Source organism: Prevotella sp. P2-180 (assembly GCF_002251435.1).
Taxonomy (GTDB): Bacteria; Bacteroidota; Bacteroidia; order Bacteroidales; family Bacteroidaceae; genus Prevotella.
Window position 1 is genome coordinate 52,895 of sequence record NZ_NPJI01000096.1, and the last position, 18,247, is coordinate 71,141.

Here is an 18,247-nt window from a genome sequence, read left to right on the forward strand (position 1 = left end):
ACATTTTTTAGAGCAATGCCTTGAACTTGTCTTCAATCTTGGACTTTGAAGCGGCACCAACCATTTTGTCTACCACTTCGCCACCTTTGAAGAACAGTATTGTCGGGATGTTGCGAATACCAAATTCAGCGGCAATGTCATCACATTCCTCAACGTCGCACTTGCCTACGTTGATCTTGCCGTCGTATTCTGTTGCCAGTTCTTCAATGATTGGGGCAATCATACGGCATGGTCCACACCATGTAGCCCAAAAGTCAACAACCAATGGCAGTTCGCCATTCTTCAAACTCTCGAAATTGCTTGCTGTAATTTTTGTTTCCATTTCTTTAATAAATGTTTTGTTATAATAATGTTAATTGATTTTATATTCTAACGCCTCTTGCTGATCAATATAGTTGATGAGCTGGCTTCTCACGTCTACTGTCCTCGACTGGCTTTTCAGCAATACGTGTTTCTTGCCTTGTGAGTCACGAAGTTGGAAGAACAGCTGTGTCTTTCCGGGATTCTCTGTTATTATCTCGTTTAGCTCTTCCACCGTGCGTGCGTCAAGCTTGTCGGTGTTGATGGAAATGGTGAGTTTCGTCAGTGTGCTGTCCTTCACCGTCTGCATATATTTCACGTCGGTCACCTTCATGTCATAGAGATTACTGTCGCGGAATCTCTGTTTCATCTCTGCGAGAATGTAAACAGTGGAACCTTCCACAAACATTCCTGCCCAGCGTCCCCAGTCTTCTCCAAAAAGAGGCAGCACACCACTGCCGTTGAAATCTTCAATGGTAACAAAGCCACAGGGTTTTCCCGTCTTGGTATATTTCTGTCTTATGGCAGTCACTATGCCTCCCAACACCACTTGCTCACGGTCGGTCAGTCGCTGCACGTCTTCAAGTTCCTGGCATGAGGTATTGCAAAGGCTGTCGAGTATCACCTTATACTCATCGAGCGGATGTGCCGAGAGATAGATGCCCACGAGGTCACGTTCCCTGTTTAGTCTTTCTATATCGCTCCATTGTTCTCCTTTTACTATTGGAGGTGTGGATATCTCCACTGCATTATCCTCTCCGAAGAGAGAATTTCTCGCCTGTGCCCTTTCTGCCTGATACAGCTGGCCATAGCGCACGAGCGTGTCTATGAACTGGTCGCCTTTGGATGTCTTGGCAAAAAAGTCCTCACGCTTTAGTTCGCTGAAGCAGTCGAAGCCTCCGCTCAGCACGAGCGACTCAATACACTTTCGGTTACAGTTGGAGAGGTTCACTCGCTGTATGAAGTCAAATATTGAGCTATACGGTCCGTTAGCTTCACGTTCTTTTATTATAGAGTCGGCAGCGGCACCTCCCACGCCTTTTATAGCGCTGATGCCAAAGCGTATCTCGCCTTTCTTGTTTGCACTGAACTTAGCGCGGCTTTCGTTTACGTCAGGACCGAGTGTTGGTATTCCCATTGCCCGGCACTCGTCCATAAGCTTTGTAATTTCATTGATATTGTCGAGGTTTCGGCTCATCACTGCCGCCATATATTCCGCAGGATAGTGTGCCTTAAGATAAGCCGTCTGATAGCTCACCCATGAGTAGCACGTGGCGTGACTCTTGTTGAAGGCGTATGAAGCAAACTTCTCCCAGTCGCCCCATATTTTCTCAAGCACCTTCGGGTCATGTCCGTTTTTCTGTCCGCCTTCGATAAACTTTGGTTTCATGGCGTCTACGATGGCTTTCTTTTTCTTACCCATCGCCTTTCTCAAGGCGTCGCTTTCGCCTCGGGTGAAATCGGCGAGCTGTCTTGACAGCAACATCACCTGCTCTTGGTATACAGTGATGCCGTATGTGTCCTTGAGATATTTTTCCATACATGGTATGTCATACTTTATCTCTTCTCGCCCGTTCTTTCGTGCGATGAACGAAGGGATATAGTCCATAGGTCCCGGACGATAGAGGGCATTCATGGCTATTAGGTCTTCAAAGACGGTAGGATGCAGTTCGCGAAGATATTTCTGCATGCCTGGCGACTCAAACTGGAAGGTGCCGATGGTACGTCCGTCGCAGTATAGCTGGTATGTCTGTTCGTCGTCGATGGGTATGGTATCGAGATCTACCACATGTCCTCTGGTAAGTCTGATATTCTCTACGGCTTCCTTCATGATGGACAGTGTTTTCAGTCCGAGGAAGTCCATCTTTATGAGTCCCGTGGACTCTATCACGTGTCCGTCATATTGCGTACAGCGTAATTTGTGTCCTGGGTCGGCTTTGTCTTCAGCCACCGACACTGGCACCCAATCGCTGATCTTGTCTCTACAGATGATAAAGCCGCAGGCGTGTATTCCAGTGCCTCTCACGGTGCCTTCAAGCATCTTGGCGTAAGCCATTGTGTTGTGGAGCTTCGGGTCGGAGCTGGCCTCTGCGTCGCGAAGTTCTGGTATGCACTTTATGGCGTTACCCAAGTTCATTTTCAGTCCGTCGGGCAGTTTGTCGGGAATGAGTTTGCATAGCCAGTTTGCCTTTTCCAATGGCAGTTTTTCCACTCTCGCCACGTCTTTGATGGAGTTTTTTGTTGCCATAGTGCCATAGGTGATGATATGGGCACAGTTTTCGTGTCCATACTTTTCTTCCACCCATTCCAGCACTCTGCCTCGTCCGTCGTCGTCGAAGTCTGTATCGATATCTGGCAGGGAAATACGGTCGGGATTGAGGAAACGCTCAAACAGCAGGTCGTATTTTATAGGGTCGATCTTTGTGATGCCTAAGCAGTATGCCACCACCGACCCGGCAGCGGAGCCACGTCCTGGACCTACCATCACGCCCAGTTCGTCACGTGCCGAGTTGATAAAATCCTGGACTATAAGGAAGTATCCTGGGAATCCCATGGTCTTCATGATATGCAGTTCGAAACGTATTCTGTCGTCCACTTCTTTAGTCAGCGGCATGGGATATAGCTTTTCGGCTCCTTCGTATGCAAGTTTTGCAAGATAGTCGGCCTCGAACTTTATTCGGTAGAGTTTGTCGATACCGCCGAGTTTTGCGATTTTCTTCTCACCTTCCTCGCGCGGCAACGGATTCTCTCCGTTTTCGTCGGTAGTGAACTCATTGAAGATGTCCTCGTCTGTAAATTTCCGGCGCCACTCTTCCTCGGTACCGAAATCCTCCGGTATGGGGAAAAATGGCATAATGGGTGGATTTTCTATGTCGTAGAATTCCACTTTGTCGAGCACTTCAAGGGTATTTGACAGAGCTTCGGGAATGTCGGCAAACACCTCGTTCATTTCTTCCCTTGTCTTAAACCACTCCTGCTTTGAGTATAACATTCGGGTAGGGTCGTCGAGGTCTTTTCCGGTTGAGAGACACAACAGATGGTCGTGTGCCTCTGCGTTCTCTTGGTCTACAAAATGCGCGTCGTTGGAACAAATCACCTTTATCCCATACTCCTTTGCCAATTCAAGCAGCACCTTGTTGGCTTTCTGCTGCAATGGGAACGTTTCGCGGTTGGCACGTATTGCAGGGTCTTTTACCTCGTGTCGCTGCAGCTCAAGGTAGTAGTCGTCTCCAAACACCCTTTTGTGCCATTCTATCGACTCCCTCGCACCTTCAATGTCGTCGGCAAGAATCTTGCGTGGCACCTCACCGGCAATACAAGCCGAGCATACTATCAGGTCTTCGTGGTATTTCTCCAGTTCTGCCCTGTCGGTACGCGGACGTCCGTAGAATCCGTCAACCCATGCATTAGACACCAGTTTTATAAGGTTCTTGTATCCCCGGTAGTTCTTTGCAAGAACAATGAGATGGTAACCTCCCCGGTCGCCATTGTCTTTGTTTTTGTCTTCTTTCCTATGTCGTGCCACATACATCTCACATCCGAAGATAGGCTTGAAAGGCTCAAGTCCTTCTTTTTTTCTTCCACCGTTCACCTTATTGCAATAGTCGAAGAACTCTTTAATGCCAAACATGTCGCCATGATCGGTCACCGCCATGCCCTTCATTCCGTTGGCCACGGCTTTGTCTACGAGTTTTGCAATACTTGACTGTCCGTCGAGTATGGAGTAGTACGTATGAACGTGAAGATGTATGAAATCTTGCATTTTTCGTGTTATTTGTAGTTTTCGAGGTGTAAAGTTACGCTTATTCCGCGAAATAACCAAAAGAAATTGAAAAAAGTTTGTTTATTATTCAAAAAAGATGTATCTTTGCAGTGCAAATATCAATCAACGAGTTACCTCATGGGAAAAAGAATACGAAAATTGAAGAAACAAAGGATACACAGAGAAGGCACCGGAACACTAATATATAGCTTAGCTGGAATTGTTGCCGTCGCTGTCTTTCTGCATTGGATCGGGGTACCGGCTGGGGTATTCTGGAGTTTCGTTGCCGTTGTTGGCATCGCTTGGGCTATTGTCCTGAACTTCTACCGATGTCCTATCCGTGAGTTTAAGGAAGACACAGAGCGTATTGTGGTTGCGCCTGCCGATGGTAAGATAGTTGTGGTGGAAGAAGTTGAAGAAAACGAGTATTTCCACGACCGCCGTCTTATGATTTCCATATTCATGAGTCTTGTAAATGTTCACGCAAACTGGTTTCCTGTTGACGGCAAAGTAAAATTCGTGAAGCATTTCAACGGAAACTTCCATAAGGCTTGGCTTCCGAAGGCCAGCGAGGAAAACGAGCATGCGGACGTTATGATTACCACTCCTGAAGGCGACGACATTCTATGCCGTCAGATTGCTGGTGCCATGGCTCGTCGTATTGTGACATATGCCAAGGAAGGTGAGGAATGCTTCATCGACGAACACTTGGGCTTCATCAAGCTTGGCTCACGAGTGGATGTTTATCTGCCATTAGGCAGCGAGCCTTTGGTAAAGATTGGACAATATACCACTGGCGACCTTACCGTCATTGCACGTCTTCCGAAGATATAATATAATAAGGTGTAATCATATGGCTAATTGTATTACCAAGCATATCCCTAACACTCTCACCTCTGGAAATCTTGTCTGTGGTTGCATAGCCACTACATTTGCTTTGGGAGGTTGCTACGAGAAGGCTCTGCTCTTCATTATTCTTGGTGCAGTGTTTGATTTCTTCGATGGAATGAGCGCTCGCTTGCTGAAAGTCTCATCGCCTATAGGAAAAGAGCTTGATTCTCTTGCTGACGATGTGACATTCGGCGTGGCTCCTTCTGCCATGATATTCTCTGTGCTGTATACTCACGATTATCCAGAGTTTATGCTGCCGGTAAGTTCGTTGATACCTTATTTGGCTTTTGTGATGGCTGCTTTTTCTGCATTACGCCTTGCAAAGTTTAATCTCGACGAGCGTCAGTCGTCGTCATTCATTGGCGTTCCAACGCCTGCCAATGCTCTCTTCTGGGCATCGCTGATTGTTGGTTGTCCTAATCTGTTGGCGTCATCGCCATATATGGCTTTGGTCATTGTTGCCCTCGTGTTTATAACCAGTTGGCTACTGATAGCCGAAATACCTCTTTTCGCTTTGAAATTCAAGCAGTGGGGATGGAAAGACAACGAGGTGAAGTATGTATTTCTTATTTCTTCTGTGCCTCTATTAATCATCTTTGGTGTTACTGGCATTGCGGTCGTAATAGGCTGGTATGTGATACTATCTGTTATTTCCAATCAATACAAACTATCTTAATCTCATGATACTCAAAGGTTTGATTCTCTTTGTTTTGATTATTCTGATATTTGTCAGCATCGTTGTATTACTTGCTTTCAACTTTATATTGAAAATAATGAAACGCATGAGAGGTGTTGCAAATGGTGAAATAGACGAAGAGGAAGAATACGAACGGCAGACTGCCAGACGTCAACAGCGTCAGTATGTATTCCGTGGAGGCAGTCATAGAAAGGCTGCTTCAGGACATCAAGCCCCTAACGCCCAAGGACATACGGAAAGGCGACAGTCGTCGACCACCGAAGGTGAGGTGATTATCGACAACCGCCGCCCACAAGAACGCTCTCGCAAGATTATCTCCGAAGAGGAGGGTGAATATGTTGAATTCACCGAGGAATAATAGTCCTGGAGTTAATTATGAACCAATGTTCCTATTGGTTCGCCGTCCATCACTTTCTTAAGATTTCCCACCACGTCCATATTAAACACATATATGGGTAGGTTGTTTTCCTTGCACATGGTAGTGGCGGTAAGGTCCATAACCTTCAGTCCGCGAGTGTAAATCTCGTCGTATGTTATGTCGCTGAACTTTGTGGCAGTAGGGTCTTTCTCCGGATCGGCAGTATATATGCCATCCACCCTGGTACCCTTAAGCATCACGTCTGCCTCAATCTCTATACCTCTTAGCGACGACCCGGTATCGGTGGTGAAATATGGGCTTCCTGTTCCTGCGGAGAAGATACAGACATATCCTGCCTCCATTGCTTCAATGGCTTTCCATTTTGTATAGAACTCGCCGATGGGCTCCATACGTATGGCAGTCAGCACCTTGGTCTTTACGCCAATAGCTCCCAATGCTGAGCTCAGGGCCAACGAGTTGATGACTGTAGCGCACATTCCCATCTGGTCTCCTTTCACACGGTCAAAACCTTTCTGTGAACCGCTAAGTCCCCGGAAGATGTTACCTCCACCAATTACGATACCTATCTGAACACCCATCTCGCTCACTTCCTTTATTTGTCGAGCGTAGTCGGCAAGACGTTCAGGATCTATGCCGAAATTCTGTTTGCCCATGAGACTCTCGCCACTGAGCTTCAAAAGTATTCTCTTGTATTGTGCCATATTGTTTTGGTATAATAGTCTGTTGTCATGGCAGCACAAAGGCCACCTCCTTAAATGCATATTCGCTCACAAGTCCATCCCTTCGCTTCAACAGCAGATGTCCATTGTCAAGTATGTCGGAATATTCTGCCTCAAACCTTCCGTTGGCATCCTCATAAAGGTGATAACCCTTGTTTCGGTAAAGATGCTGCTTATATTCCTTGTCTACCATCTCATAGTCTCGCTTGTTTATTCTTTCCAACAATACTGTAAGATGTTCTGTCACTGTCTCGAGAAGTGCCATACGGCTTACTTCATGGCCCACTATCGTTGAAAGCGATATCGGGTTCGGTACATTGCCTTGAAAGTGTGTCTGGTTGACATTGATGCCTGTGCCGAGGATGCAGCTTCTTACACCATGACTCGACACGGAGCATTCAGACAGTGTCCCGCTAATCTTGTAGTCTTTCCAATAAATGTCATTTGGCCATTTTATTGAAAATCCGTCAGAATAACCGGAAAGGGCATAATAAACGGCAAGGGCACCTGCCTCAAGCATCAGGTACTGCCTGTTGACTGGCAAGTCTACGGGATATGATTTTACACTAAACGTGAGATTCAATCCCTTAGCGCTCTCCCACCTGTTGCCTCCCTGGCCACGCCCAGCCGTCTGGTATTCGGCATGGGCGATGGTCATAAGGCTGCCTTCCTTTCCGCTATAAGCATGAAGGAAGCTGTTTGTTGACTCTACCTCGTCAAGGTGGATATATGATATTCCTTCTGTCATAGTTGGCGCTATGGCTTATTTATGTCTGTTGGCACGTTGTTCGCGGTATTTCGCCTTTTGTTTAGCCGACCCGCTGCCATGTGCTCCAGTGATATACTTCTTTTTCTTTGCCTTCGTCTTCACTTTTCCGGCATTGGGATCACCTTTTGGAGCACCTTTGAACACCAGTCCTCCACCAGCGATTATTTCGTCAATGTCGCTCATAACTTTCCTCTTTATCAATGATGGAACAGTCTCACACCGGTGAATGCCATCGCTATACCATACTTGTCGCAAGTCTCAATAACATTGTCGTCACGTACTGAGCCGCCTGCCTGTGCTATATACTCTACTCCACTCTTGTGTGCACGTTCTATATTGTCACCGAACGGGAAGAAAGCGTCGCTGCCGAGTGCCACCTTGGTGTTCTTTGCTATCCATTCCTTCTTTTCTTCCATGGTAAGCACCTCTGGCTTTTCCTTAAAGAACATCTGCCATGTACCTTCACGCAACACGTCGTCGTAATCTTCACTGATGTATACGTCGATAGTGTTGTCACGGTCTGCGCGACGTATCTTGTCGATGAAAGGAAGGTTCATTACTTTCGGATGCTGGCGAAGCCACCAGATGTCGGCCTTGTTTCCTGCAAGGCGTGTGCAGTGTATGCGGCTCTGCTGTCCTGCGCCAATGCCTATCGCCTGTCCGTCTTTCACGTAGCACACTGAGTTGCTCTGTGTGTATTTCAGAGTGATGAGGGCAATGATCAGGTCACGCCTTGCCTCTTCGGTAAAGGTCTTGTTGGCGGTTGGAATATTCTCAAACAGTGCCGGGTCGTCAAGTTTCACCTCGTTACGTCCTTGCTCGAAGGTAATGCCAAACACTTGCTTGCGCTCAATGGGCTTCGGAACATAGTTCGGGTCAATCTTTATGACGTTATAAGTACCCTTTCGTTTCTCCTTTAGTATCTGAAGAGCCTCTGGCGTATAGTCTGGAGCTATCACGCCGTCGCTCACTTCACGCTTGATAAGCAGTGCCGTAGCCTCATCGCAAGTGTCGCTTAAGGCAACGAAATCACCGTAGCTGCTCATGCGGTCGGCACCACGTGCACGGGCATAAGCACATGCTATAGGCGATAGTTCCACTGTCAGGTCGTCAACGAAATAAACTTTCTTCAGGGTATCACTTAGTGGAAGTCCTACAGCAGCTCCTGCAGGCGACACATGCTTGAACGATGCTGCCGATGGCAGGCCTGTGGCGGCTTTCAGTTCTTTCACCAACTGCCAGCTATTGAAAGCGTCGAGGAAGTTGATGTAGCCTGGGCGACCGTTCAACACATCGATTGGCAACTCACCCTCAGTCATAAAAATGCGTGAAGGCTTCTGATTCGGATTGCATCCGTACTTCAATGCTAATTCTTTCATCCTTATAAAAAATAGTATTTATCGTATTTTATGGCGCAAAGTTACTACTTTTTTTGCAAATATCATATCTCTTACTCACATTTTTTCTTTTTAATACGTTTCTTAATGCCAAAAATGCCTATTTGCAACTTTTAACTGATATAGGTTGCACATATATCCTTTTTTTACTACCTTTGCAACAAATTATTAATTCATAGTTCATATACTTGGATTCTATAATAGATAACATCGGAAAAACATTATACATCTTTTATTATATAATTAGTTAACAATGAAAAAATCCGTACTTATTACAGGAGCCACAAGCGGTATCGGGGAAGCATGTGCCAGACGATTTGCCAAGGAGGGTTACAAACTTATCCTTACGGCTCGAAGGACAGAAAGGTTGGAGAGTATTAAAGCAGAACTGGAAGCTGAAGGGGCTGAAGTGAAAACTCTCGTTTTCGACGTGCGTGACGCACAAGCTGCAAAAAATGCCATCGAAAGCCTTGACGGGGAATGGAGCGTGATTGATGTCCTCGTCAACAATGCTGGTCTTGCCCTCGGCCTTGAGAAAGAATACGAAGGCGATGCCGACGACTGGAACACCATGATTGACACAAACATCAAGGGTCTCCTGACAATGACAAGACTTATCGTTCCTGCTATGGTGGCACGCAACGAAGGTCATGTGATTAACATTGGCAGTGTGGCTGGAGACGCTGCATACGCAGGAGGCAATGTTTACTGTGCCACAAAGGCTGCCGTAAAAACCATTACCGACGGACTGCGCATCGATGTGGCTGAAACAGCTGTGAGAGTAACAAACATTAAGCCTGGACTGGTGGAAACTAACTTCAGCAACGTCAGATTCCATGGCGACGACAAACGCGCCGAAAAGGTATACCAAGGCATTACTCCTCTCACTGGCGATGACATTGCCGACGTAGTAGTATATGCTGCTTCTGCTCCAAAACATGTGCAGATAGCTGAAGTCCTAGTTCTCGCAACTCATCAAGCTAACGGGTCGGTAATATACAGGAAATAATTATAAATATCTAAAATCCAGAGATTTATATGAAAAGGAAAACTATTATTTCACTGCTTATCATGGCAGCCACCACATCGGCAGCCCAGCAGAATCCGCTATGGATGCGCTATCCCGCCATTTCACCCGACGGAAGGACTATAGCCTTCTCCTACAAAGGCGACATCTTCACCGTTGACGCTAATGGCGGACAAGCTCACCAAGTGACTACCAATCCGGCTCATGACTATATGCCAATATGGAGCCCCGACGGGAAAAACATCGCATTCGCATCTAACCGCGAGGGTAGTATGGACATTTATATCGTTAACGCGCTTGGTGGCGAACCTAAACGACTCACTACCAACAGCGGCAACGAACTGCCTATAACCTTCAGCGACAATAACCATGTCCTCTTCCGTTCGGCTGTAATGCCGTCGGCTGAGTCTATCATCTTCAGCGGCTCATTCCAACAGGTTTATGAGGTCGATACTGAAGGGCGACGACCTGTCATGTTCTCCACACTGCCAATGGAAGATATCTCTATAAACTCCAACGGCGACATTCTCTACCACGACAACAAAGGATATGAGGATCCATGGCGCAAGCACCATACTTCACCCATAACACGCGACATCTGGCTAAAACGTGGAGATACATTCAAGAAACTGACTTCCTTCAATGGTGAAGACCGCACACCGGTATGGAATGCCGACGGACAGTCTTTCTGCTACCTCAGCGAACAAGACGGCACCTTTAATGTCTACTCGCGTGGCATCGACAGCAACACACCTCAACAGCTTACCCATTTCAAAGGCAATCCAGTACGTTTCCTCAGTTCCTCTAACGACGGAAAACTATGCTTTGGATACGACGGAGAAATTTACACCCTCGACAGAAAGGGAACACAGCCTAAGAAGGTGGAAATAAATGTCGTGGCAGACCGTAACGACAGCGAACTGAAACGACAGGTAGTGTCATGGGGTGCCACAGAGGTAAGCGTTTCGCCAAACGGAAAGGAGATAGCCTTCGTAATGCACGGCGACGTCTACGTGACTTCTGTTGAATACCAGACTACAAAACAGATTACCGATACTCCGGAACAAGAACGCGATATCGACTTCGCACCTGACGGCAGAAGCATCGTATACGCATCTGAACGCGACGGCGTATGGCAAATATATTTGGCAGAACTTCAAAACAAAGACGACGGACTTTTTTGTTATAGCAACGACATCAAGGAGACACGCCTCACCGACAATAATATCACATCACAACAACCGCAGTTCTCGCCCGACGGAAAGAAAATAGCATATTACGAAGACCGTGGGACGCTGAAGGTGATGGATATAAAAAGTAAAAAGACTCATACCGTACTCAACCGTAGCTTTGTCTATTCTTACCAAGACGGCGACATCGGCTTCACATGGAGCCCGGACAGCCGATGGCTTCTTGCGTCATACATAGGCATTGGTGGATGGAACAATGCTGACATTGCCCTCGTTAGCGCTAACGACGACGGCAAGGTGTTTAACCTCACCAATAGCGGTTACAACGAAGGCAACCCTAAATGGGTGCTCGGTGGAAAGGCTATGCTGTTCAGTAGCGACCGTGCAGGATTCCGCAGCCATGGCAGCTGGGGAGCTGAAGACGACGTCTACCTTATGTTCTTCGACCTTGACGCCTACGAACGCTTCCGCATGAGCAAAGAGGAACTTGACCGCGACGACAAGGCTCGACAGGAAGAGAAAAAGAAAAAAGAGGAAGAGGAAAAAGCTAAACAACAAGCCGAGAAAGACCAAAAGAACGGTAAGGACAAGGATGGGGCTAAGGTTGAAGTGAAAAAGGTGGAAGCTATCGAACTCGACACTGTCAACTGCCGCGACCGTATCATAAGACTTACACGCAACTCGGCTCGCCTCGGCGACATGCTGCTCTCTCCTGATGGCAACACTCTGTATTATCAGGCTCGGTATGAGGATGGATACGACCTCTGGAAGGTTGACTTGAAGAAATGGACCACAAGCAAACTCATGAAAGGTCTCGGAGGAAGAATGGTTGCCGACAAGGACGTAAAGAATGTTTTTGTTTGCCAAAACAACATCCGAAAGGTTGACCTGATGTCTGGCTCGCAAAAGAGCGTGGACTTTGAGGCTTGGTTTAACTTCAAGCCTTATGAGGAAAGGCAGTATCTCTTCGAACACGCATGGCGACAGGTGAAAGACAAGTTCTATGACTCCAGCATTCATGGCGTGGACTGGGAAGGATACCGTAAGACTTACGAGCGTTTCCTGCCTTACATCAACAACAACTATGATTTCAGCGAGATGCTGAGCGAGATGCTCGGAGAACTTAACGCCTCACACACTGGTGCAAGATTCTATGCCAACGGTCCGTCACTAAAGACGGCGTCGCTCGGTCTCTTCTTCGATGAGACATACAATGGCGACGGCTTGAAGGTTAAAGAGGTAATAAAACGCGGACCGTTTGCCGTAAAGAACACTGGCATTGCCGCTGGCTCTATCATAACCGCTATCGACGGATGCGAGATAAAAGCTGGCGATGACTACAACCACCTTCTGGATGGAAAGGCTGGCAAGGCTGTACGTGTCGAGTTTGTAAAATCAAAGGGGAAAGACAAAGAGACGGTAACCGTAAAACCTATTGACCAAAGTGTCTTGAATGAACTGCTCTACAAACGATGGGTTGACCGCAACCGCCATTTCGTCGACAGCATCTCTGGCGGACGTATAGCATACGTACACGTGAAAGCGATGAACAGCGAAAGTTTCCGCACAGTATATGAAGAACTGCTCAGCGACCGCAACCGCAACCGCGACGCTGTGGTTGTTGACGAACGTCACAATGGCGGCGGATGGCTTCACGACGACCTCTGTACCCTACTCTCTGGCAAGGAATATCAGAATTTCGTACCACGCGGACAATATATCGGCCGCGACCCGTTCAACAAATGGACAAAGCCTTCTTGCGTGCTTATCTGCGAAGATGACTACAGCAACGGGCATGGCTTCCCGATGGTTTACAAAGAACTGAATATTGGTAAGCTGATAGGCACTCCCGTTGCCGGTACAATGACTGCCGTATGGTGGGAGCGTCTGATGGACTCGTCTCTTGTATTCGGCATTCCTCAGGTAGGCTGTCGCGACATGAGGGGTGTCTATGGCGAAAATACCACCCTCAACCCCGACATAGAGGTTTACAACACTCCCGAAGACGTAATCAATGGTTACGACCGACAGTTGGAAAGGGCTGTAAGAGAAATGATGAAGAAATGATAACAAAAAAAGAATGGGGCTCGACGCCCCATTCTTTTTATATATACTTGGCCAATGTCTCAAGACACACATCGGAGTTCACTGGCTTCGACAAGAAGTCGTTGCATCCTGCCTCAAAAGCCATTTCGCGGTCGCTGCTGAAAGCGTTGGCTGTAAGGGCAATGATTGGAAGGTTCGGATACTTCGGCTTCAGTATCCTTGTAGCTTCCAGACCATCCATCTCTGGCATCTTGATGTCCATCAGCACAAGATCAATGCCACCTTGCTCCACTTTCTCTATGGCATCACGGCCGTTAATGGCACGTACAATCTCATAATGTTTCTTCAACAGATAGCACATCAATATGTAGTTGCTATCATTGTCTTCTGCAATAAGAATCTTTTTCATAATGATTATGTTTTTTGTTTTTTATTCTTTCTTCCATAGTTTGCTCATATCTTCAAGCGTCTTACCCTTGGTCTCTGGTACCAGTCGCCATACAAATACGGCAGCTACAACACAGATCACACCATATAGGCCATAGGCAAACCAGTAACCCAGGCTATTTGCCATCGGCACGAATGATGTCGACACAATCCAGTTGAATATCCATTGGAAAGCCACTGCTATGGCAACGGCAGCACCACGTATGGTGTTTGGGAACAATTCGGCAATGAGTACCCAACAGATTGGTCCCCAAGAGAACATAAACGATGCAGAGTAAACCATGATGGATATCATACACATCAGCTGCAGCTCAGGATTGCCAAAAGTGCATGCCACTCCAATGGCACCTATGGCCATACCTAAAGAGCCTACTATAAGCAGAGGCTTGCGTCCAAGCTTCTCTACCGTGAAAATGGCAACACAGGTGAAACCGAGATTCACAATGCCGTTAAACACTGTGAGCACCATTGGATTGTCAAAGCCCATTGCCTCGTAAATACGGGGAGCATAATACAACACGGCATTAATACCTACCGCCTGCTGGAACACCGACAACATCACTCCTACAAAAATGCACAGGAAACCATAGGTCATCAGACGTTCGGTCTTCTCTGTCACCGTATTCTTTATCTCGTCAAGGATCTCACGGGCCTTTTCTGAACCGTTTATGCGGGCGAGTATTCGTTCTGCCTTGGCATCCTGACCCACCATTGCGAGATACCTTGGTGTCTCGGGCACAAAGCAGATAAGAAGTGCAAACAGTCCGGCGGGAATCATTTCCGAACCAAACATATATCTCCATCCTGTCTCAATGGCCCATGCTGCCTCACCGCCATTAAGCACTTGGTTCATTCCGTTGCCTATGCTTTCTATTGCGGGTGCTACATGATCGCCAAGGATGAAGAAATTCACGAAATACACCACTAACTGACCGAAGATGATGGCAAACTGGTTCCATGACACCAGCATACCACGTATGTTGCTTGGCGCTATCTCTCCAATATACATCGGACATACGGCAGATGCAAGACCTACGCCTATTCCTCCTATCACACGATAGATGTTAAACACAATGAGGAGCGTGAGGTTTGGCTTGCCTTCTGGCAATACATACGACTCTGGACACATGGAGCCCCAAGCGGAAATGAAAAACATCACACCGGCAAAAATCAGCGAGCGCTTACGTCCCAGATTTGATGCCAACAGACCCGATATGGCAGAACCGATAATACATCCTATGAGCGCACTTGAACTGGTGAACCCATGCCAAAAGTCTGTGTACACAAAGTCGTCGGCTCCCATAAAGAAAGCCTGAAGACCCTTTTCCGCTCCCGAGATTACTGCTGTGTCATAACCGAACAGCAAACCGCCTAAGACGGCCACCATCACAATTGAAATAAGGTAGCTCTTGCTACCGCTAGTTTTTTGTTCCATTTTTTATATAAGATTGGTATTTTAGTCTCTTTTTAGGTACTTTAATGACCCACTTCTGCAATTACGCCACAAAATTACATCATTTTATCGAAAAAATTTGCATATTCCGAATATTTTAACTATTTTTGCAACACGAACTAACTTGATACCTATAAAATATGAAAATTAAAGTATTATCGTGCGCCATTGCTCTGGCTTCAGCAATGACGGCCAATGCCCAGACTAATGTCATGGACATCAACACCAAAAAGGTGGGAGCCCCGGTACAAAACACCATGTACGGACTTTTCTTTGAGGACATCAACTATGCTGCCGACGGAGGTCTTTATGGTGAGTTAATAAAAAACCGCTCTTTCGAATTTCCTCAGAGTTTCATGGGATGGCAGGTCTTCGGCAAAGTACAACTCAAAAACGATGGGCCTTTCGAGCGTTGTCCTCACTATGTCTCTCTTAGCGACCCCGGACACAAGGAGCGCAGGACTGGTATACAAAACGAGGGGTATTTCGGCATCGGAGTGGTTAAGGGCGAACAGTACAGGTTCACCGTCTGGGCTCGCGCACCGAAGGGCAAGAGTGCCATACGCGTACAGCTCATCGACCAAAACACTATGGGTGAAAAGCAACAATTCACCGAGGACAAACTCGAAGTGTCTTCAAGCGACTGGAAGCAGTATGAGGTGATAATCAATGCCCCACGCACATTCAACAAGGCAAACCTTCGCATCTTCCTCGCCTCTGCCAATCCTGTTGACCTTGAGCATGTAAGCCTCTTCCCGGTTAACACATTCAAAAACCGTAAGAATGGCATGCGTCGCGATATCGCACAGGCTCTGGCTGACATTAACCCGGGACTGCTGCGCTTCCCCGGCGGATGTATCGTGGAGGGATGCGACCTCGAGACTCGCTACCAGTGGAAAAACACTATCGGACCAGTGGAAAATCGTCCACTGAACCAAAACCGTTGGGAGCATACCTTCGACTACCGTTATTTCCCTGACTATTACCAAAGCTACGGCCTTGGCTTCTTCGAGTTCTTCCAACTCTCTGAAGACATTGGCGCTGAGCCGCTTCCGGTTCTTAACGTTGGTATGGCTTGCCAGTTCCAGAACTGGAACAACGAGGCTGCTCACGTCGCCATCGACGAACTTGAGCCTTTCATCCAAGACTGTCTCGACCTCATCGAGTTTGCCAATGGTGACGTAACGACTGAATGGGGTAAAATACGTGCCGAAATGGGACACCCGGAACCATTCAACATGAAGTACCTTGGCGTCGGCAACGAGCAGTGGGACAAATTCTACTTCGAGCGTCTGAAACCGTTCGTGGCTGCCATCCGCGCAAAGTATCCTGACATAAAGATTGTGGGCACCAGTGGTCCTGACTCTGAAGGCGAGATGTTCGACCTCGGATGGGAAGCTATGAAGGCTCAGAAGGCTGACCTCGTCGACGAGCACTTCTATCGTCCCGAGTCATGGTTCCTCAGCCACGGACTCCGCTACGAGAGCTACGACCGCAAGGGTCCAAAGGTATTCGCCGGCGAATATGCTTGCCACGGCAAAGGCAAGAAGTGGAATCACTTTGAAACATCACTCTACGAGGCTGCCTTCATGACAGACCTTGAACGCAACGCTGACGTCGTGTACATGACCGCCTACGCTCCATTGCTCGCCCATGTCGACGGATGGCAGTGGCGCCCTGACCTCATTTGGTTCGACAACACCAAGATGTTCAAGACCGTAAGCTACTACGTTCAGCAGATGTACGCTCAAAACAAGGGAACCAACGTTCTTCCAATGACCATGGACAAGAAGTTCATTGCCGGACAGGAAGGACAAAACGGCCTGTTCGCAAGCTCTGTATACGACAAGAACAGCAACGAGATCATCATCAAGGTCATCAACACCGGCAAGACACCACAACCGGTAAGCATCAACCTCAACGGCATCAAGGGTGAGCGCTCTGCACAGACCATCACCCTCACCTGCAATGAGATGGATGCTGAAAACAGCATTAGCCAGCCAGACCGCATCGTCCCACAAAACGGAACATTGGCTTGCAAGGCAGGAAAGAAATCAACAGTGCTCGACGACACTATTTCTCCTATGACATTCCGCCTTTACAAGGTAAAGAAGTAGAATAATAAGGAAAAAACAAAAAAAATCCGCCTAATCTTCGGTTAAGCGGATTTTTTTTTGTAATTTTGTCGCCAAATGTATTAATACGACAAATATGACAGTCATCGAGCTAATAAATAATGACAAGCAAAAGAGACATTTCTCATTCGAAGTGCTGCCGCCGCTAAAAGGCACCGGTACTGAAAAATTGTTTGCCACTATAGATAAACTGAAAGAGTTTAACCCTCTTTTCATCAACATCACTACACATCATAGCGAATTTGTATACAAACAAATGGACAACGGCTTGCTGCAGCGACAACGCATTCGCAGACGACCGGGCACCATCGCCATTGCTGCTGCCATACAAAACAAATACGGCATACCGGTACAGCCTCACATCATCTGTAGCGGTGCGACAATAGAAGACATTGAATACGAACTCCTCGACCTGCAGTTTCTTGGCATCTCAAATCTTTTACTGCTCAGGGGTGACAAAGCGAAAGAAGACCCGCGCTTCATTCCTACCAAGGGAGGACACGAACATACTACCGATCTCATCCGACAGGTGAACAGATTCAACGAGGGATTCTTCGCCGACGACACTCCTGTCAAATGTCCCGGAGAGAAATTCGACTACGGTGTGGCTTGCTACCCCGAAAAGCACGAAGAGGCTCCTAACCTTGAAATGGATATCCTGCACCTCAAGGAAAAACAGGACCTGGGTGCCGACTATGCCGTGACACAACTGTTCTACGACAATAGCAAGTTCTTTGCCTTCCTCGAAAAAGCTCGCCAAATGGGTGTCACCATGCCTATCATTCCCGGCATCAAACCATTTGCTAAACTGAGCCAGCTTAGCGTGGTACCGAAAACATTCCATTGCGATATTCCACAAGAACTCGCTCTCGAGGCTGTGAAATGCAAAACAGACGAAGAGGCTCGCCAACTCGGCGTGGAATGGTCAGTGGCTCAATGCAAGGAACTTTATGCACATGGCATAAACAACATTCACTTCTACACCGTTTCTGCCGTAGACTCCGTGGCAGAAGTGGCAGGAAGACTACTTTAAG

General features: G+C 47.3%; 15 protein-coding genes. 7 read left to right on the forward strand and 8 right to left on the reverse strand.

The annotated features are described in order from the left end of the window. Positions 1-7 precede the first annotated feature (7 nt). Both trxA and dnaE read right to left on the reverse strand, forming a co-directional pair. On the reverse strand, positions 8-322 hold the full coding sequence (trxA, locus tag CIK98_RS13775; RefSeq protein WP_094385198.1) for a thioredoxin: 315 nt from the start codon (positions 320-322) through the stop codon (positions 8-10). Positions 323-352: 30 nt separating this feature from the next. Further along, positions 353-4,063 carry a DNA polymerase III subunit alpha gene (gene dnaE / locus CIK98_RS13780; protein ID WP_094385200.1) on the reverse strand — a complete coding sequence of 1,237 codons (3,711 nt, stop codon included), beginning with the start codon at positions 4,061-4,063 and terminating at the stop codon, positions 353-355. Between the two features lie 138 nt (positions 4,064-4,201). Here dnaE and CIK98_RS13785 point away from each other — a divergent pair, with 138 nt between their 5' ends. From CIK98_RS13785 to CIK98_RS13795, 3 genes are read left to right on the forward strand one after another with little or no spacing between them, the layout of a single operon-like run. Then, positions 4,202-4,897, forward strand: coding sequence for a phosphatidylserine decarboxylase family protein (locus CIK98_RS13785; RefSeq protein ID WP_094385202.1), 696 nt, complete (start codon positions 4,202-4,204; stop codon positions 4,895-4,897). A gap of 19 nt (positions 4,898-4,916) precedes the next feature. Then, complete coding sequence (pssA, locus tag CIK98_RS13790) at positions 4,917-5,630, forward strand: CDP-diacylglycerol--serine O-phosphatidyltransferase (protein WP_094385204.1); 714 nt, start codon at positions 4,917-4,919, stop codon at positions 5,628-5,630. Between the two features lie 4 nt (positions 5,631-5,634). Further along, the gene (locus CIK98_RS13795) at positions 5,635-6,009 is read left to right on the forward strand and encodes a DUF4834 family protein (protein ID WP_094385206.1); all 375 of its coding nucleotides are present in this window, start codon (positions 5,635-5,637) and stop codon (positions 6,007-6,009) included. An 11-nt stretch (positions 6,010-6,020) separates the two neighbouring features. On the opposite strand, the gene pyrH is transcribed toward CIK98_RS13795, so the two are convergent. From pyrH to CIK98_RS13815, 4 genes are read right to left on the reverse strand one after another with little or no spacing between them, the layout of a single operon-like run. Then, entirely contained in the window at positions 6,021-6,731 is a 711-nt protein-coding gene (pyrH, locus tag CIK98_RS13800) for a UMP kinase (RefSeq protein ID WP_094385208.1), read from the reverse strand. A gap of 25 nt (positions 6,732-6,756) precedes the next feature. Continuing rightward, a complete protein-coding gene (locus CIK98_RS13805) occupies positions 6,757-7,497 on the reverse strand; it encodes a biotin--[acetyl-CoA-carboxylase] ligase (protein ID WP_094385210.1) in 741 nt (246 codons plus the stop codon). Positions 7,498-7,512: 15 nt separating this feature from the next. Further along, positions 7,513-7,701, reverse strand: coding sequence for a hypothetical protein (locus tag CIK98_RS13810; RefSeq protein WP_094385212.1), 189 nt, complete (start codon positions 7,699-7,701; stop codon positions 7,513-7,515). Between the two features lie 14 nt (positions 7,702-7,715). Continuing rightward, positions 7,716-8,897 carry a phosphoribosylaminoimidazolecarboxamide formyltransferase gene (locus tag CIK98_RS13815; protein WP_094385213.1) on the reverse strand — a complete coding sequence of 394 codons (1,182 nt, stop codon included), beginning with the start codon at positions 8,895-8,897 and terminating at the stop codon, positions 7,716-7,718. Positions 8,898-9,168: 271 nt separating this feature from the next. Here CIK98_RS13815 and CIK98_RS13820 point away from each other — a divergent pair, with 271 nt between their 5' ends. Continuing rightward, positions 9,169-9,924, forward strand: coding sequence for an SDR family oxidoreductase (locus tag CIK98_RS13820; protein ID WP_094385215.1), 756 nt, complete (start codon positions 9,169-9,171; stop codon positions 9,922-9,924). A gap of 29 nt (positions 9,925-9,953) precedes the next feature. Next, positions 9,954-13,199 (forward strand): S41 family peptidase, encoded by a 3,246-nt coding sequence (locus CIK98_RS13825; RefSeq protein WP_094385217.1) that lies wholly within the window; start codon positions 9,954-9,956, stop codon positions 13,197-13,199. A gap of 37 nt (positions 13,200-13,236) precedes the next feature. Here CIK98_RS13825 and CIK98_RS13830 read toward each other — a convergent pair whose 3' ends face one another. Together CIK98_RS13830 and xylE are read right to left on the reverse strand one after the other, a co-directional pair. After that, on the reverse strand, positions 13,237-13,587 hold the full coding sequence (locus CIK98_RS13830) for a response regulator (RefSeq protein ID WP_094385219.1): 351 nt from the start codon (positions 13,585-13,587) through the stop codon (positions 13,237-13,239). A gap of 21 nt (positions 13,588-13,608) precedes the next feature. After that, positions 13,609-15,060: a D-xylose transporter XylE gene (gene xylE / locus CIK98_RS13835; protein ID WP_094385221.1), complete on the reverse strand. Its 1,452-nt coding sequence runs from the start codon at positions 15,058-15,060 to the stop codon at positions 13,609-13,611. Between the two features lie 158 nt (positions 15,061-15,218). Between xylE and CIK98_RS13840 the strand changes: the two genes are divergently transcribed. Continuing rightward, positions 15,219-17,195, forward strand: coding sequence for an alpha-L-arabinofuranosidase C-terminal domain-containing protein (locus CIK98_RS13840; protein ID WP_094385223.1), 1,977 nt, complete (start codon positions 15,219-15,221; stop codon positions 17,193-17,195). A 94-nt stretch (positions 17,196-17,289) separates the two neighbouring features. Continuing rightward, positions 17,290-18,246, forward strand: a complete 957-nt coding sequence (locus tag CIK98_RS13845) for a methylenetetrahydrofolate reductase (protein WP_094385225.1) — start codon at positions 17,290-17,292, stop codon at positions 18,244-18,246. Position 18,247 lies beyond the last annotated feature (1 nt).

Excerpts from the sequence above, each read along its gene's own strand:
- CIK98_RS13825 (WP_094385217.1), top strand. The coding sequence starts at position 9,954 with ATGAAAAGGAAAACTATTATTTCACTGCTTATCATGGCAGCCACCACA.
- CIK98_RS13795 (WP_094385206.1), top strand. The coding sequence starts at position 5,635 with ATGATACTCAAAGGTTTGATTCTCTTTGTTTTGATTATTCTGATATTT.
- pssA (WP_094385204.1), top strand. The coding sequence starts at position 4,917 with ATGGCTAATTGTATTACCAAGCATATCCCTAACACTCTCACCTCTGGA.
- CIK98_RS13840 (WP_094385223.1), top strand. The coding sequence starts at position 15,219 with ATGAAAATTAAAGTATTATCGTGCGCCATTGCTCTGGCTTCAGCAATG.
- CIK98_RS13805 (WP_094385210.1), bottom strand. The coding sequence starts at position 7,497 with ATGACAGAAGGAATATCATATATCCACCTTGACGAGGTAGAGTCAACA.
- CIK98_RS13810 (WP_094385212.1), bottom strand. The coding sequence starts at position 7,701 with ATGAGCGACATTGACGAAATAATCGCTGGTGGAGGACTGGTGTTCAAA.
- xylE (WP_094385221.1), bottom strand. The coding sequence starts at position 15,060 with ATGGAACAAAAAACTAGCGGTAGCAAGAGCTACCTTATTTCAATTGTG.
- CIK98_RS13820 (WP_094385215.1), top strand. The coding sequence starts at position 9,169 with ATGAAAAAATCCGTACTTATTACAGGAGCCACAAGCGGTATCGGGGAA.
- dnaE (WP_094385200.1), bottom strand. The coding sequence starts at position 4,063 with ATGCAAGATTTCATACATCTTCACGTTCATACGTACTACTCCATACTC.
- pyrH (WP_094385208.1), bottom strand. The coding sequence starts at position 6,731 with ATGGCACAATACAAGAGAATACTTTTGAAGCTCAGTGGCGAGAGTCTC.
- CIK98_RS13815 (WP_094385213.1), bottom strand. The coding sequence starts at position 8,897 with ATGAAAGAATTAGCATTGAAGTACGGATGCAATCCGAATCAGAAGCCT.
- CIK98_RS13785 (WP_094385202.1), top strand. The coding sequence starts at position 4,202 with ATGGGAAAAAGAATACGAAAATTGAAGAAACAAAGGATACACAGAGAA.
- trxA (WP_094385198.1), bottom strand. The coding sequence starts at position 322 with ATGGAAACAAAAATTACAGCAAGCAATTTCGAGAGTTTGAAGAATGGC.
- CIK98_RS13845 (WP_094385225.1), top strand. The coding sequence starts at position 17,290 with ATGACAGTCATCGAGCTAATAAATAATGACAAGCAAAAGAGACATTTC.
- CIK98_RS13830 (WP_094385219.1), bottom strand. The coding sequence starts at position 13,587 with ATGAAAAAGATTCTTATTGCAGAAGACAATGATAGCAACTACATATTG.